We start from the raw sequence: 15,740 nt of genomic DNA, 5'->3' as shown, positions 1-15,740 counted from the left end.
GACCCGTGACGACGAGCCGGCCATCGCGCCTGGGACCCGGGCCGTCGCTCCGGGCCGTACGGGGACTGCTGCTCGCCTGTCACCCGGGGCCGACCGTGGCGGTCACCGTCCTGGTGACCGCGCTGGCCGTCGCGAGCGGGCGCGACGCGGCCGGGTGCGCCCTGGTGGCCGCGGCCGTGCTGGCGGGACAGCTCTCGATCGGCTGGTGCAACGACGCGGTGGACGCCGCGCGCGACACCGCCGCGGGCCGCACCGGCAAGCCCGTCGCCTCCGGCGCGGTGGGCGTCCGTACGGTGTGGATCGCCGCCCTCGCGGTCCTGGCGCTGTGCGTGCCGCTCTCGCTGGCCTCCGGTCCCGCCGCGGGTGCCGTCCACCTGGCCGGCGTCGCCGCGGCGTGGGCCTACGACCTGGGGCTCAAGGCGACCGCGCTGTCCTGGCTGCCGTACGCGGTGGGGTTCGGCTCGCTGCCGGGGTTCGTGACCCTGGGCCTGCCGGGGCATCCGTGGCCCGCCTGGTGGGCGGTGACGGCCGCGGCGCTGCTCGGCTGCGGGGCGCACCTGGCCAACGTGCTTCCCGACATCCCCGCGGACCTCGCGGGCGGGGTCCGCGGCTGGCCGCAGCGGCTCGGCACCGCCCGCGTCCGCCTCCTGATCCCGCTGCCCCTGCTGGCCGCGACGACCCTGCTCGTCCTCGGCCCCCCGGGGCCGCCGGGCGCGGGAGGCTGGGCCGCCCTGGCGGCGGCGGGGGCCTTCACCGCCGGAGGGCTGGCACTGGGCCGGGGCTCGTCGCGCGTCCCCTTCGCCGCGGCGATCGCCGTCGCCGCGGTCGACGTCATCCTGCTCCTGGCCCGCGGCACCGCCATCACCGTCCCCTGAACGGCCGGGGGACGCCACCGGCACCACTCGACTACGTCCGCGACCTCACCGGCGACCTGCGCGCGGGCGTGCTCGACTGGGACTGTCGCCTGTAGCGCCAGTCCGTTGACCCCCTGATCATGTGACGTCGGCACCGCGACGAGACGCCGCTTCTTCCGCTCGAAACGATCGTTGTCAGTGGCGATCGTCAGCTGGGAGGGAACGCGTGCCGGTGTGATCGATCTTGATGAGATCGGAATGACGGAACCCGAGGGTGGTGAGCCGGGTTGCGATGTCGGCCGGGGAGCGGTTGGTGGTGGCGGCTGCGGTGACGATGTGTCCGAGGGGGATGGGCTGGGTGGGGTCGAGCCAGGGGCTTTGGCCGTCGAGGTCGGCGCTGAGCAGGGTGCGGTCGTCGCGGTCGGGCTGGTTGGGGAGGGTGGAGGGGTCGGGGGTGGTGAAGCCTAGGGCGGTGAGCCGAGTGGCGATGTCGGCCGGGGGACGGTTGGTGGTGGCGGCTGCGGCGACGATGTGCTGAAGGGGGATGGGCTGGGTGGGGTCGAGCCAAGGACGTCGGCCGTTGAGGTTTTGGCTGAGCAGGGTGCGGTCGTCGTGGTCGAGGCGGTTGGGGAGGGTGGAGGGGTCGGGGGTGGTGAAGCCGAGGGTGGTGAGCCGGGTGGCGATGTCGGCCGGGGGACGGTTGGTGGTGGCGGCTGCGGCGACGATGTGCTGGAGAGATATCGGTTTGGTGGGGTCGAGCCAGGGGCTTTGACCGTTGAGGTTTTGGCTGAGCAGGGTGCGGTCGTCGCGGTCGGGCTGGTTGGGGAGGGTGGAGGGGTCGGGGGTGGTGAAGCCGAGGGTGGTGAGCCGGGTGGCGATGTCGGCCGGGGGACGGTTGGTGGTGGCGGCTGCGGCGACGATGTGCTGAAGGGGGATGGGCTGGGTGGGGTCGAGCCAGGGGCTTTGACCGTTGAGGTGTTGGCTGAGCAGGGTGCGGTCGTCGCGGTTGATGCGTTTGGGGAGGGCGGAGGGGGTGGTGAAGCCGAGGGTGGTGAGCCGGGTCGCGACGTCGGCCGGGGGACGGTCGGTGGTGGCGGCTGCGGTGATGATGTGCTGGAGAGATGTCGGTTTGGTGGGGTCGAGCCAGGGGCCTTGGCCGTCGAGGTCGGTGCTGAGCAGGGTGCGGTCGTCGCGGTTGATGCGTTTGGGGAGGGCGGAGGGGGTGGTGAAGCCGAGGGTGGTGAGCCGGGTGGCGATGTCGGCCGGGGGACGGTTGGTGATCGCGGCTGCGGTGACGATGTGTCCGAGGGGGATGGGCTGGGTGGGGTCGAGCCAGGGGTTTCGGCTGTTGAGGTGTTGGCTGAGCAGGGTGCGGTCGTCGCGGTCGGGCTGGTTGGGGAGGGTGGAGGGGGTGGGGGTGGTGAAGCCGAGGGCGGTGAGCCGGGTCGCGACGTCGGCCGGGGAACGGTTGGTGATCGCGGCTGCGGCGACGATGTGTCCGAGGGGGATGGGCTGGGTGGGGTCGAGCCAGGGGCTTTGGCCGTCGAGGTCGGTGCTGAGCAGGGTGCGGTCGTCGCGGTCGGGCTGGTTGGGGAGGGTGGAGGGGTCGGGGGTGGTGAGGCCGAGGGTGGTGAGCCGGGTGGCGATGTCGGCCGGAGGACGGTTGGTGGTGGTGGCTGCGGCGACGATGTGTCCGAGGGGGATGGGCTGGGTGGGGTCGAGCCAGGGGCTTTGGCCGTTGAGGTGTTGGCTGAGCAGGGTGCGGTCGTCGCGGTCGGGCTGGTTGGGGAGGGTGGAGGGGGTGGGGGTGGTGAAGCCGAGGGCAGTGAGCCGGGTCGCGACGTCGGCCGGGGAACGGTTGGTGATCGCGGCTGCGACGACGATGTGTTGGAGAGATATCGGATGGGTGGGGTCGAGCCAGGGGCTTTGACCGTCGAGGTCGGCGCTGAGCAGGGTGCGGTCGTCGCGGTTGGCGTGGTTGGGGAGGGTGGAGGGGTCGGGGGTGGTGAGGCCGAGGGCGGTGAGGCGGATGGCGACGTCGGCCGGGGGACGGTCGGTGGCAGCGGCCGCGATGACGATGTGCGTCAGGGAGGCCCCTTGATCATCCGTTATTTCCCGTAGAATTACCTCATCGGACGGCAGTGCGACTGGAATTTCCAATGCCGGCGATACGGATATTCCTTGGAATTGGCCACTTCTCGCCCATGCGAGGAAGCGCCAATCGAAGATTTTTGCCGACGTCGACATCAAGTTGTTTCTGTTCGTGTTCAATGACTCTCTTCCAAAGAGTCCAAGGTCTCGGGGGAAGCAGCCCACGACCGCGATGTCGGTTTCTCTGTGACCGATGATCCAGGGGTGGTAGTTTTCCCGAATCGCCGCCTCGATGATTTCGTCGGCGAGGGCGAGATTCCTGACCGCGAGTCCCGAAAGCCAGGCATGGGTGAGGACCCGGGACCCGTTGGCCACCAGCGAGGGAACGGCGCGACGAAGCAGAAGAGCGGTTTCCGCTTCGTTGTAGGACAGTATCCTTTTCCGGTCCACGGTGAGTTGCGGCATGTTGGGGCCTGTGAGATTGACGATGGCGCCGAACAGCTGGGTGCCGGCCCAGAGGCCGTCGGCCAGGATCGCGCCCTCACCGTCACACCACCAGACCTGCGGGGTCGAGGTGCCGTCTATCGGGTCTGAGTGGCGCTCGACGTCCCCGGAGAGAGGGTCCTCGGATCCGATCGGCGCCACTTCGGACAGCCGGCATGCCTCCCATTCCTGCGTTCCCGTCGCGTCGGTGGCCTCCACCGCGTAGTCCGCGATCCACAGGATGCGGCGTAGCAGATCGACGCAGGACAGCGGCTTGTCCATGGCGCGCAGATGAAGACGCACCGTGGTGAAGGAGTGCCCTCCCGGGCCGAGGTCACGCACTCGGAACAGGGCCCCCGGCCCCGCGATGTGCACTTCGAGAATGTTGGTGGGACGCCCCGCGCGGTCCAGCCGGCAGGTGGTGACGGTTATGTCATCGGCGAGCATGAAATAGCTGAGAACTCCGATGCCGAACCGGCCGTTGGGGTAGAGCTCTATGTCTTCGGTTTTCCACTCGGCTTGTTCCTCGATGTATTCGGGCAGGTCGGCGAAACTGACTCCGGCGTGGGAGAAGACCTCGACCAGTTCCCGCATTCCCATACCGATGCCGTTGTCGGTGCAGTCAAGATACTCCCTGCCGTGCTCGTCCGTTCCCTGTGAAAAGGTGATCTGTCCCGTCCAGGCCGGCGGTCGTCTTCCTTTTGCCGTCAGATACGATGTCCGCGCATCGCGGTAGCGGCACGCGTCGAGCGCGTTCTGGTAAAGCTCGCGGACCGCGAGCGCCGGGTCTCCGTAGAGTTGCGAGCCCATCAGGAGTTCCTGGACCCGGTCGTCCGCCAGTCGGAATCGGAATCCCGGCGAGTCGTAAGCGCGTTTACCGTCCGTGGTACGCGCCGCGCGCACCCGGTCGGCCGTCGCGTGGGTGGGCATGTCCGCCAGGGGGGCCAGTGTGCTGTCGTCGCCCGCGACGGTGTCGATCTCGGCGAGCAGAGCGTCCATGGCGGAGGCCTGCTCGCGTAGAGCGAGGTCGACGGCGGGATGGGTGCAACGCGCCTCCAGCACGCGGGTGCGGCCCCTCGCTTCCCAGGTCGCCTTGGCGATCGTGGTGACGAGGTCTTGGAGGTCGACCGCGTAGCTGATTCCGAGGTGGTCCACGACGACCTCGGGCAGTGCCCTGGGGTTTATCGCGAACAGATAGGCGGCGGCCAGTAAGTAGCTGATCAGCCGTTCCCGTACCGCCTGCTCGTCATCGGTGGAGCCGGCGATCTGCCGGCTCGGGCGTAGCGCCGTCTCTCGATCGGTGCGGGCGACGAACGACGCGTCCGCCCGCAGGGCTCGCAGCATCTCGATGACGCGCTCCGAGGCGAACACGTCACCGATGAGCCCGTGGGCGTCCGCCACCTCCGGGGGGAGCAGGTCGGTGAGATGATCCGTTCGGTAAAGATCAGGCTGGCGGGTCAACCAGCGGTGGAAAAGCCACCAGCCGATGCCCGCTTGTGCGGCCAGGTCGCCGGAGTCGGCCACCCGTTTGGCGCGGCGCAACAAGCGACCGTATCCGGTCATGAAGTGCTCGAAGCGGCCTCGATCCCCCGAACTGTCGTGGAAGGTGGGGACCGCTGGGTTGACATGGGATTTCCCGGCCGTCTGGCGCGCCCAGAACGTTTCGTATAAGAACGGGCATGCGACCAGCAGGGCCGCCTCCGCCGGCGAAAGCGCGAGCTTGTCCGGGTTCAGCACGTTCAACAGCAACCAGCGGATCTTGGAGCTCATCCGCTCGGCGAAACCGCTGTCCCGCCACGGGTCCGCGTTCAGTGATCTGCTGTCCCGTGTCCATGCCTCGGCCAGATGGCCCACCAGATGAACGGTCGCCTCCCGAAGAGCGTCGACACCGGGGCCTTCGCGCACCTGCTCCCAGACGACGTGCTCTCCGGCGACGGTCACCCAGGGGTGTTCGCCCCGCCTCCCGGTGCCGGTGTGGTCTGGCCTCGAGAGAACGAGAAAATCGTCTTTGTCGGCCGCCGTGAGGATTCTGACCCGCTGCCAAGGTAACTGATGCTCCGAGGTGAGGCTGTCGAGGGTGGTCTGAACCGCCGTCTCGATCCCGGCCAGGGTTCCCGGCAGGCCTTCGTCGGCTATCGCCTCGCTCAGCGCCCGGGAGAAGAGGCTGAACGTCGTCGCCCCGGTCGTCGTGTAGCGTGCGCGCTCTCCCGCGGAGCAGGCGTAGACATAGGCGAAACGCCTTGAGGCGGTCTGCTCGACCTTTCGGGAGGACCAGCTCGCGGCGTTCACGGTGCCCATCTCGCGCAGGTCGATTCCTTCGCGGCACGCGTCCACGAAAACAACGACGTCTCCGGCGTGGCTGGGCTCGACGTAGGCTTCGAAGTCGATCGCCACGCACCGGGAGGGAAAGTTGCGCGACCGAGTCATCGCACCCGAAGGAACGAGATAGTCCATGCCCCTGTTATGCACGCCGTGCCCGCTGAGATAGATCAGCAGGGTCTGCCCGGGAGCGGCGTCGGCGATGAAAAGCTCTATCGCGGTGTCTATGCTGCCGCCGTCGGTACGGCCGATCTCGTGAATCTCGACGTCGTAGCCGGACCCCCGCAGCACCGTGGCGATCTCGGCGAGATCATTCTCGATGAAGGGCAGATCGGTGATCGCGTCGTCGGTATAGGCGGGAACTCCGATCAAGAGGGCACGAAACCGGTTTGTCATGTCCGGATGCCTACTCGCCGAAGGTGAGCGTGATCGCACCCTTACCGGCGAGCTGCGCTGATGTGCCGATGAGCGCTATTCCTCCGCTCGCGGTCACCTCGAAGGAAATCTGGGCCTGCTTCAGCGGCATCCGGCCGCCGCTCTCGGCGATTTCGTCGAACAGTTCCCGCAGACCTCCCACGGTTTTCCGGAGACTGTCCTGCAGGACCGCTATCGGAATCCGGCGCAGTGACGGCTCGGCGCTTTCCCGGCTGAAGATCCCCATATCCCCGCCGGAGGCGGGAGCGCTGTCCGTATCGTCGATGGACACGAGGAAGGGGAGGGTCGCCGGAGAAATCTCGGCGGCGGCATCGAACATGAAATTTCCTCATCAAGGTGGGCTTACATCGTAGCGTTACCGTTCCGTCGGAAACGCCTCGTGTTGTGGAAGTTTCTATCAGTAGTAGCGCCCGAAACCCAACCGCATGAATGAATATACCGAAACCGGAGTTTCGGACCGCCCTAAATGAGGGTCGTCGCACTTTCTCTGATCATGGGAGTTTCGTTCTTGCCGCGCCAACTTGTGATGCGTTTCGTATGCCGGTATCCGCGAGTGGCCCTATATATGGCAATAAAAAGGTATAAAACAACTTTTGGGGCATGAGGTAAGAATGTCGGATTTTTTCTAAATGTAAATCACCGCGAGTGAGATCGTGCAGGCCGTACAAGACCGCACCACGCCGGACTGAAGCGGATCCGCACGCCCCTCCCCTCGCGCAACCCGCCGGTACGGCCGGATCCCGGTCATCGCCGGCCGGTGCGCCGAGGTCTTCTCCTCGCCTTCGCCCGCCGTCCCAAGACTTCCCGTGCCCGAAGTCACGGATCGATCGTGGAGCGGCCGCCCGGCGTGAGCGCCACGGCGTCACGGCGTCACGGCGGCACCACGATTCGCCTCTCACGCCGTCGCCGGGCCGCCCCGGTGTCCCGTACGGGGCTGTGAATCAATGGTTATTGAGTTGCGGGGTGGCCGGCCTTTCTGGCCTCATTGATCGCGTTCGGGATGTGACCGGGAGGAGGCGATGTGGGGATGTCGTACAACGAGGTGATGGGCGGGCGTGCGCCGATCCGCATGTGGGCCGACCCCGGCGAGGTCGAGCCGAACGTGATGCAGCAGCTGCGCAACGTGGCGAATCTGCCGTGGGTGCAGGGAGTCGCGGTGATGCCGGACGTGCATCACGGGATGGGCGCGACCGTGGGGTCGGTCATCGCGATGCGCGACGCGGTCTCGCCGGCGGCGGTCGGGGTCGACATCGGGTGCGGGATGACCGCGGTGAAGACCTCCTTCAAGGTGGAGAGCCTTCCCGACAACCTGGCATACCTGCGCTCGAAGCTGGAGCAGGCGATCCCCGTCGGGTTCGGGCACCACAAGCGGCCCGTCGACCCCACCAGGCTGCACGGGTTCAAGACCGCCGACTGGGCGGGGTTCTGGAAGGACTTCGACACGCTGGCCCCGGCGGTGCGCGCGAGGCGGGAGCGCGCCGAGGTGCAGATGGGCACCCTGGGCGGGGGCAACCACTTCCTGGAGGTGTGCGCCGACGACGAGGGCACGGTCTGGGTGGTGCTGCACTCCGGATCGCGCAACATCGGCAAGGAGCTGGCCGAGCACCACATCGGCCAGGCCCAGCACCTGCCGCACAACCAGGACCTGCCCGACCGCAACCTCGCGGTGTTCGTCGGCGGCACCCCGCAGATGGACGCCTACCGGCGTGACCTGTTCTGGGCGCAGGACTACGCGCGGCGCAACCGTGCGGTCATGATGGCCCTGGTCTGCGACGTGCTCCGGCGCCACCTGGCGGGCATCACCTTCGAGCGGCCGATCTCCTGCCACCACAACTACGTGGCGGAGGAGAGCTACGACGGGGTGGACGTGCTCGTCACCCGCAAGGGCGCAATCCGCGCGGGATCGGGGGAGTTCGGCATCATCCCCGGTTCGATGGCGACCGGCACCTACATCGTGAAGGGCCTGGGGAACACCGCCGCGTTCAACTCGGCCTCGCACGGCGCGGGCCGCCGGATGAGCCGGAGCAAGGCGAAGAAGACCTTCACCCTGGCCGACCTCAAGGAGCAGACCGCCGGTGTCGAGTGCCGCAAGGACACCGGGGTGATCGACGAGATTCCCGGCGCGTACAAGGACATCCGGTCGGTCATGGCGGCGCAGGCCGACCTGGTCGAGGTCGTCGCCCACCTGCGGCAACTGGTCTGCGTCAAGGGCTGACGGCAGGGGGCGGGCCGGCCGGGCCGGGCGTACGGGATCGGTACGTCAGGAATCAACCGTCTCGTGGTGATGTTGGAACAATGAGGCCTGCTTAGGGCTGGGCGGGGGGCTGGCCGTAGGCTGGCCCCCTGTTCCAACAGGTGACCGACTGGGAGGTGGCGTCCCGTGCTGCAGGACTCGTTCGGCCGCGTGGCGACTGACCTGCGGGTGTCGCTCACCGATCGCTGCAACCTGCGCTGCTCCTACTGCATGCCGCCCGAAGGCCTCGAATGGCTGCCGAAACCCGAGCTGCTGACCGCCGACGAGATCGTCAGGCTGGTCACCATCGGGGTGGAGCGGCTCGGCATCACCGAGGTCCGCTACACCGGCGGCGAGCCCCTGCTCCGCCGCGAGCTGCTCGACATCGTGACCCGCACCACCGCGCTCGACCCCGTCCCGCAGGTCTCGCTGACCACCAACGGGATCGGGCTGAGCCGGATGGCCGCCTCCCTCGCCGCCGCCGGTCTGCACCGGGTCAACGTCTCCCTCGACACCCTCGACCGCGAGACCTTCAAAAAGCTCGCCCACCGCGACCGCCTCACTGACGTCCTCCAGGGGCTGGAGGCGGCCGACGCCGCCGGGCTGCGCCCGGTCAAGGTCAACACGGTGCTGATGCGCGGGATCAACGACCACGAGGCCGTGCCGCTGCTCCGCTACTGCCTGGAGCGGGGCTACGAGCTCCGGTTCATCGAGCAGATGCCGCTGGACGCCCAGCACGGCTGGCGCCGGGAGAACATGATCACGGCTGACGAGATCCTCGCGACGCTCAAGGCCGACTTCGACCTCGCCGACGCCGACGCGGCGGAGCGCGGCAGCGCCCCGGCCGAGCTGTTCCTCGTCGAGGGCGGCCCGGCCAGGGTGGGGGTGATCGGCTCGGTCACCCGGCCGTTCTGCGGCGCCTGCGACCGGGTACGGCTCACCGCCGACGGCCAGATCCGCAACTGCCTGTTCGCCACCGACGAGTCCGACCTGAGGGCCGCGATGCGCGCGGGCGCGGGCGACGACGAGATCGCCGAGCGCTGGCGGTCCGCGGTACGCATCAAGAAGGCCGGTCACGGCATCGACGACCCGACCTTCCTGCAGCCGTCCCGCCCGATGTCCGCCATCGGGGGCTGAGGTCCCAGCCCGGAGAGACCCGGAGGTGCCCGATGACCGCTCGCCACGACGCCTGCATCCTGGCGGGCGGTCTCGCGCGAAGGCTCGGCGGGCGCGACAAGCCCGGCCTGCGCGTCTCCGGCCGCCCGCTGGTCGAGTCGGTCGCCGCCGCCGTGCCCGGCGCGGCGCGGCTGATCGTCGTCGGGCCGCCCCGCCCCGGCCTGCCGGGCGCGATCTTCCGGCGTGAGGACCCGCCCGGAGGAGGCCCCGTACCGGCGCTGCGGGCGGGCCTGGCCGAGGTGACCGCGCCGTGGGTGGCGCTGCTCGCCGCCGACCTCCCGTTCCTGACCGCCGGGCACGTGGACGCGCTGCTGGACGCCGCGGGGGCCGGGACGCGTATCGGAGGGACGGGCGGGCCCCGGGCGGGGGCGGTGCTCCTCGACGACGGCGGGCGCGAGCAGTGGCTCGCCGGGGTGTGGCACGCGGAGAGCCTGGCGCGGGCGCTCGCCCGCTACGAGGGGCGATCGCTGCACGGGCTGCTCGCCCCGCTCTCCCCGATCGCGCTTCATCTCACCGGGCGGCCGTGGTTCGATTGCGACACCATGGACGATCTACAGCGGGCCCGGACGGTGGAGCCGGGCTCCGACGGCGGAGGCGTGGGTTCCGGCGAGGGCCGCGAGAGCGGCGACGGCGCGGGACGGGCGCGACCGCGGACAAGGAGCGAGAGTTGAACGTGCTGACGGAGTGGACCGCGCTGGTCTGCCGGGAGCTGGGTGTCGATCCCGCGCTGGTGGACCGCGACGAGGTGCTGGACCTGACCAAGGAGGTCGCGCACGGGGTGGCGAGACCGGCCGCGCCGCTCACGGCCTATCTGCTCGGCCTGGCCCAGGGGGCGGGCACGGCCCCGCCGGACGCTGTGGAGAGGCTGACTACGCTGGCGCGCAACTGGGAGCAGGCGACGACCGAGACACTGGGCGACAAATAGTGCCAAAAGTAAGACGCTTTAGTGTAAAAGTCTGAGAAAAGGGCGACGCCGGGTGGTTACGGGGGCAAACCACCCGGCGTCGCTTCATCGGCGTTCCGACGGGGGCCCGGAACGCCGGCAACAGTGCCCCGACGGGGGACCAGGGCACTTGGCTAAAGCGTACACCTACTACCCTTGGGGTGCGTCAAGACTTAGTCACGACCCGATCTCGCGTCGATGGCGTGGAATCTCGTTTTGTCCGGAATCTTCCACGTCAGGGGCATGCGGAACCCCGCGCGGCGGAGCGTTGGCCCCGATCACGGCAATGTATGGCAAAAAGATCGCCCCGGCGAAGAGTAACAGCCGCACGGGCATCGGAGCGGGCACCGTGAAGGCGAGGACCAGGCAGATCAGCCGGATCCCCATCTTGATGAAGTAGCTCTTCTCGCGCTTGCCGATGTCGGCGCTGAGCGAGGGCTGGGCGTCCGTCACCTGATGGACCACCGGGCGCCTGCGCCATCCCCTCACGATTCCCAATCTAGGCCTCATATCGGCTGGGTGCGAACGGTCATGTAATCGTGGCTTTCCGGGAAGAAGCAGGGGATGACAGATCGAACGTATCGGGTGACCGAGATAGTCGGCACTTCGGGGGAGAGCATCGAGGCCGCCGTCCGTAACGGGGTCCGCCGCGCCTCCCGGACCCTCCGCCATCTCGACTGGTTCGAGGTGACCGAGATCAGGGGGCACATCGAGGAGGGGGAGATCGCCCACTTCCAGGTCGGCATGAAGATCGGCTTCCGCCTGGAGGACGACTGAGCCCGTACTGAGCCTGTTCTGAGCCTGTACGGCGGATGCCCGGTGACGCAGACTACGGGGATGGAAGAGACCCGGGTCGCGAGGGCGGGAAGGCCGCGGGGCGCGGCGGGGGCGGTGGGGGCGGTGGCACGTGCCGCGCTGGCCGCGGCGGTGCTCCTCCCGGCCGGATGCGCCACCCCGGCGGGCGGCCCGCCCGCCGGGCCCGCCCCGGGAGCGGCGGGCGCCACCGAGGCCGTCTCGCGAACCACCCCCACCCCTGCCGTCACCGCCACCGGTGCCGGGCCGCGTGCCGGAACGGAGGAGGAACCCCTGCTGCGCCAGAGCGCCGCCGACGTCGCGCGGACGATAGGCAGTATCCGCAAGATCGACGACCTGCCGCTGTACGAGATGACCTACCACGGGTCGTACGACCGCGAGGCGCCCCTGGGGGAGGAGGAGCTGGCGGGACGCGCCGACGGCTGGGCCTGCTCCCTGTTCGCCCTCGGCGGCGACCGGCCGCTGTTCGGCCGCAACTTCGACTGGGACCCCAACCCGGCGCTGATCGTGCACGCCGACCCGCCCGACGGCTACGCCTCGGTCTCGGTCGTCGACCTGTTCCACCTGATCGGAGGCTCCGCCCCGCCGGACCTGTCCGCCGCGCCCGACCGCCGCAGGATGGCCCACGCGGTGCTCGCCCCCTACGACGGGGTCAACGAGAAGGGCCTGGCGATCGGGATGGCCACCTCCCCCGAGGGAGGGCTGCCCGACCGCTCTCCCGACCGCCCCGACGTCGGCAGCGTGCGCATCATCAGGATGATGCTCGACAAGGCGGCGACCGTGGACGAGGCGCTGGCGATCATGCGCCGCTACGACGTCGACTTCACGATCGGGCCGCAGGTCCACTACCTCATCGCCGACGCGGCGGGCGGGTCGGCCGTCGTGGAGTACGCCGGGGGCAGGCTCAACGTCATCGACGACCGCATGCTCACCAACTTCGGCATGACGGGCACCTCCGCCGCGCAGCGCCGGGCCGACCACCGCTACCGCACGCTCGCCGAGGGGCTGCCCGCCACCCGCGACTGGCAGGGCGCGATGGGCCTGCTCCGGCGGGTGGCCCAGCCGCACACCCGCTGGTCGGTCGTGTACGACCTCACCGACGCCACCGCCCGCGTGGTGGCGGGCCAGCGCTGGAACACGGTGCACACCATCCCCCTCGTCCAGCGCTGAACGGCTCTCACCGGGCAGAGGAGACGAGCGCGGTACGCACATCCCGCTCGTTCGGCGCTGAACGGCTCTCGCCGGGCGGAGGAGACGGGCGCGGACACCAAACCCGCTCGTCCGGCGTAGGCGTCCGGCCGGGCGGAGGAGACGGGCGCGGTGCGCACCATCCCGCTCGCCCGGCGCCGGACGGCTCCCACCGGACGGAGATCTGGGAGGACCTAGTTGGCCTGGCTCACCGTCGACATGTTGAAGTCGGGCACCCGGATCGGGGGCATGATCGCGCGGTTGAAGTAGTCGCTCCACTCGCGCGGCAGGGTCTGCTCGGAGGCGCCGATCTCGGTGAGGCGCCGGAGCAGGTCCACCGGGCTCTCGTTGAAGCGGAAGTTGTTCACCTCGCCGACGACCTCGCCGTTCTCCACCAGGTAGACGCCGTCGCGGGTCAGCCCGGTGAGCAGCAGCGTCTGCGGGTCGACCTCGCGGATGTACCACAGGCAGGTGAGCAGCAGTCCACGCTCGGTGGAGGCGATCATCTCCTCCAGCGACCGCCCGCCCTCGGGCCCCCGCATGATCAGGTTGTCGACGGCCGGGGTCACCGGCAGGCCGGTCAGCTCGGCCGAGTGCCGGGTCTGTATCAGGTTGGCCAGCCTGCCGCCGGAGATCCAGTCGGTGGGTGCGAGCGGCAGCCCGTTGTCGAACACCGAGTTCTCCCGGCCGGAGGCGTGCGCCACCACGAACGGCGGGCACTCGATCCCCGGCGCCGAGGGGTCGCCGTACAGGCGGACCGGCAGCTCGGACAGGACGTCGCCGACGCGGGTGCCGCCCCCGGGCCTGGAGAAGACCGTGCGCCCCTCCAGGGCGTCACGCGCCCCGGTCGTCCAGTAGAGGTACGTCATCAGGTCGGCCACGGCCGTCGGCGGCAGCAGCGTCTCGTACCGGCCCGCGGGCAGCTCGACGCGGTTCCTCGCCCACTCCAGGCGCTGGGCCAGCGAGGCGTCCAGGGCCGCCACGTCGACGTCGGAGAAGTCGCGGGTGGACACGCCGGTCCACGCCGAGCGTCGCATGTCGGGGGACTTGGCGTTGAGCTCCAGGCGGCCGGTGGGCTGGGTGTGCCGCAGCCGGGCGCCGGTCGAGGTGCCCACGAAGGTTGTCGTGACGGTGTGCTCGGCGAAACCGTACAGCCTGCGCCCGCCCGCCTCGGCCGTGGCGAAGGTCTCGCCCAGGGCGGGGGCGAAGGCGCCGAACACCCCGATCGAGGTCGTCTCCGCGGGGGCGTCCCAGCCGTCGGAGCGGACGCCCTCCAGCAGCGGCCGGGCGTCCTCGGACGGCCGCGCGTCCTCGGCGGCGTGGTCGGCGGCGGCCACGACGTCGTCGAGCTGGCCGGGACGGACCGCCGCCCGCGACACCACGCCCACGCCGCGGCCCACGATGGAGATCACGGTCAGCTGCGCGGAACGGGACACGCCGTTGGTGGTGAGGGTGTTGCCCGCGAAGCGCAGGTTGGCGCTCGACGTCTCGTCCACGATCACGACGTTGTCGTCGGCCGTGGAGAGCTCCAGGACCCTCTCGATCATCTCCTGGGGGGTCATCCTGTTCCCTTCCCGCCGGACCGCCCGGCCGTCGCCCTCTTCCGCCCGTGCTTCCGTCCGCTCGCCGCGCGTGCTCAACTGCCACTCTCCTGGACCGTGTTGAGGATGCGCACGCCGCGGAAGAGCGCCGACGGGCAGCCGTGGCTCACCGGCGCGACCTGTCCCGGCTGCCCCTTGCCGCAGTTGAACGCCCCGCCCAGCACGTACGTCTGCGGCCCGCCGACCGCCGCCATCGAACGCCAGAAGTCGGTCGTCGTGGCCTGGTAGGCGACGTCGCGCAACTGCCCGGCGAGCCTGCCGTTCTCGATCAGGTAGAACCGCTCTCCGGTGAACTGGAAGTTGTATCTCTGCATGTCGATGGACCAGCTCTTGTCGCCGACCACGTAGATGCCCCGGTCGACGCCGGAGATCAGCTCCTCGGTGGTGGGGCCGCCGGGCGCCGGGCGCAGCGACACGTTGGCCATCCGCTGGATCGGGGTGTGACCGGGGGAGTCGGCGAAGGCGCAGCCGTTGGAGGCGCCCAGGCCCTTCAGCAGCGCCATCCGCCGGTCGAGCTGGTAGCCGACCAGGACGCCGTCGGAGACGATGTCGAACTCCCTGGTCGCCACCCCCTCGTCGTCGTAGCCGATCGTGGACAGGCCGTGCTCGACGGTGCGGTCACCGGTCACGTTCATCGCCGGCGAGCCGTACACCAGCTTGCCGAGCTGGTCGAAGGTGGCGAAGCTCGTCCCGGCGTACGCCGCCTCGTAACCGAGGGCCCGGTCGAGCTCGGTGGCGTGCCCGATCGACTCGTGGATCGTCAGCCACAGGTTCGACGGGTCGACCACCAGGTCGTACACCCCCGCCTCGACGGAGGGGGCCCGGAGCTTCTCCTCCAGCAGCTCGGGGATGCGCGCCAGCTCCTTGGGGAAGTCCCAGCCGGTGCCGGTGAGGTATTCGTACCCCCGGCCGACGGGCGGGGCGAGCGTCCGCATCGAGTCGAAGCGGCCCTCCAGCACCCTCGTCGCGTTCAGCCGGGGATGGACGCGCACCCGCTGCTGCGTGGTGACGGTCCCGGCCGTGTCGGCGTAGAACTTCTGCTCCTTCACCTGCGTCAGCGACGCCTGCACGTGGTCCACCCCGGGGTCCCTCAGCAGGCCGCCCGACCAGTCGGCGAGCAGCGCCGCCTTGTCGCGCATCGGCACCTCGAACGGGTCGACCTCGTAGGAGGAGATCCAGGTGACGTCGGAGTGCACCGCCTCGGGGGCGAGCTCGACGGGCTCGCGGTTGACCGCCGCGGAGACGACCGCCACCTCCACCGCCTGCTCGGCGACCCCGGCGGCCGCCTCGGGGGTGAGCTCGATGCCCGCCGCGAAGCCCCAGGTGCCGTTCTTCACCACCCGTACGGCGTAACCGAGGGTGTCGGCGTCGATGGAACCTTCCAGCGCGGCGTCGGAGAGACGCAGGGTCTCCCCGCGGATGCGCTCCAGCCGGAAGTCGGCGTGCTCGGCGCCCAGGTCACGGGCGCGCTGCAGGGCCGCGTCCGCCAGCCGGCGCAGAGGCAGGGCGAGGAAGTCGGAGTCGATCTGGCGCATGTCAACGATCCTAGCCCTGTGATCTTGTCCCTCCCGGACAAGGCGGTTACCCGCTGGTAGCCGATACCG

At 69.7% G+C, this 15,740-nt stretch carries 12 protein-coding genes; 7 read left to right on the top strand and 5 right to left on the bottom strand.

Going from position 1 to position 15,740, the window contains the following annotated elements; genetic code table 11:
- The first annotated feature begins 5 nt into the window (after positions 1-5).
- Complete coding sequence (locus ABT053_RS06520) at positions 6-875, top strand: UbiA family prenyltransferase (protein WP_350967855.1); 870 nt, start codon at positions 6-8, stop codon at positions 873-875.
- A 174-nt stretch (positions 876-1,049) separates the two neighbouring features.
- On the opposite strand, the gene ABT053_RS06515 is transcribed toward ABT053_RS06520, so the two are convergent.
- Both ABT053_RS06515 and ABT053_RS06510 read right to left on the bottom strand, forming a co-directional pair.
- Complete coding sequence (locus ABT053_RS06515; RefSeq protein ID WP_350967854.1) at positions 1,050-6,119, bottom strand: wHTH domain-containing protein; 5,070 nt, start codon at positions 6,117-6,119, stop codon at positions 1,050-1,052.
- A gap of 34 nt (positions 6,120-6,153) precedes the next feature.
- Positions 6,154-6,501, bottom strand: a complete 348-nt coding sequence (locus ABT053_RS06510) for a Pepco domain-containing protein (protein WP_350967853.1) — start codon at positions 6,499-6,501, stop codon at positions 6,154-6,156.
- Between the two features lie 708 nt (positions 6,502-7,209).
- On the opposite strand from ABT053_RS06510, the gene ABT053_RS06505 reads away from it, so the two are divergent.
- The 4 genes from ABT053_RS06505 to ABT053_RS06490 all read left to right on the top strand — a co-directional run bounded on the left by ABT053_RS06505 (position 7,210) and on the right by ABT053_RS06490 (position 10,516).
- A complete protein-coding gene (locus ABT053_RS06505) occupies positions 7,210-8,397 on the top strand; it encodes an RtcB family protein (protein ID WP_350967852.1) in 1,188 nt (395 codons plus the stop codon).
- A gap of 165 nt (positions 8,398-8,562) precedes the next feature.
- Positions 8,563-9,552 (top strand): GTP 3',8-cyclase MoaA, encoded by a 990-nt coding sequence (gene moaA / locus ABT053_RS06500; protein WP_350967851.1) that lies wholly within the window; start codon positions 8,563-8,565, stop codon positions 9,550-9,552.
- A gap of 32 nt (positions 9,553-9,584) precedes the next feature.
- Positions 9,585-10,262, top strand: coding sequence for a molybdenum cofactor guanylyltransferase (mobA, locus tag ABT053_RS06495; RefSeq protein WP_350967850.1), 678 nt, complete (start codon positions 9,585-9,587; stop codon positions 10,260-10,262).
- Between the two features lie 2 nt (positions 10,263-10,264).
- Entirely contained in the window at positions 10,265-10,516 is a 252-nt protein-coding gene (locus ABT053_RS06490) for a DUF6457 domain-containing protein (protein WP_350967973.1), read from the top strand.
- A 195-nt stretch (positions 10,517-10,711) separates the two neighbouring features.
- Here ABT053_RS06490 and ABT053_RS06485 read toward each other — a convergent pair whose 3' ends face one another.
- Positions 10,712-10,999, bottom strand: a complete 288-nt coding sequence (locus tag ABT053_RS06485; protein WP_350967849.1) for a DUF3099 domain-containing protein — start codon at positions 10,997-10,999, stop codon at positions 10,712-10,714.
- Positions 11,000-11,098: 99 nt separating this feature from the next.
- Between ABT053_RS06485 and ABT053_RS06480 the strand changes: the two genes are divergently transcribed.
- Entirely contained in the window at positions 11,099-11,311 is a 213-nt protein-coding gene (locus ABT053_RS06480; RefSeq protein WP_350947691.1) for a dodecin, read from the top strand.
- A gap of 60 nt (positions 11,312-11,371) precedes the next feature.
- Entirely contained in the window at positions 11,372-12,517 is a 1,146-nt protein-coding gene (locus ABT053_RS06475; RefSeq protein ID WP_350967848.1) for a carcinine hydrolase/isopenicillin-N N-acyltransferase family protein, read from the top strand.
- A 212-nt stretch (positions 12,518-12,729) separates the two neighbouring features.
- Here the strand turns inward: ABT053_RS06475 and ABT053_RS06470 are convergent, their stop codons facing one another.
- Both ABT053_RS06470 and ABT053_RS06465 read right to left on the bottom strand, forming a co-directional pair.
- On the bottom strand, positions 12,730-14,097 hold the full coding sequence (locus ABT053_RS06470; protein ID WP_350967847.1) for a metallopeptidase TldD-related protein: 1,368 nt from the start codon (positions 14,095-14,097) through the stop codon (positions 12,730-12,732).
- A gap of 74 nt (positions 14,098-14,171) precedes the next feature.
- On the bottom strand, positions 14,172-15,671 hold the full coding sequence (locus ABT053_RS06465; protein WP_350967846.1) for a TldD/PmbA family protein: 1,500 nt from the start codon (positions 15,669-15,671) through the stop codon (positions 14,172-14,174).
- Between the last annotated feature and the right edge of the window lie 69 nt (positions 15,672-15,740).

Source organism: Streptosporangium sp. NPDC002524, assembly GCF_040295985.1.
Classification (GTDB): Bacteria; Actinomycetota; Actinomycetes; order Streptosporangiales; family Streptosporangiaceae; genus Streptosporangium.
This window is presented reverse-complemented; position numbering and strand designations above follow the sequence as displayed.

Coding starts and splice junctions, on each gene's coding strand:
- ABT053_RS06510 (WP_350967853.1), bottom strand. CDS start 6,501: ATGTTCGATGCCGCCGCCGAGATTTCTCCGGCGACCCTCCCCTTCCTC.
- ABT053_RS06505 (WP_350967852.1), top strand. CDS start 7,210: ATGTCGTACAACGAGGTGATGGGCGGGCGTGCGCCGATCCGCATGTGG.
- mobA (WP_350967850.1), top strand. CDS start 9,585: ATGACCGCTCGCCACGACGCCTGCATCCTGGCGGGCGGTCTCGCGCGA.
- ABT053_RS06480 (WP_350947691.1), top strand. CDS start 11,099: ATGACAGATCGAACGTATCGGGTGACCGAGATAGTCGGCACTTCGGGG.
- ABT053_RS06475 (WP_350967848.1), top strand. CDS start 11,372: ATGGAAGAGACCCGGGTCGCGAGGGCGGGAAGGCCGCGGGGCGCGGCG.
- ABT053_RS06470 (WP_350967847.1), bottom strand. CDS start 14,097: ATGACCCCCCAGGAGATGATCGAGAGGGTCCTGGAGCTCTCCACGGCC.
- ABT053_RS06465 (WP_350967846.1), bottom strand. CDS start 15,671: ATGCGCCAGATCGACTCCGACTTCCTCGCCCTGCCTCTGCGCCGGCTG.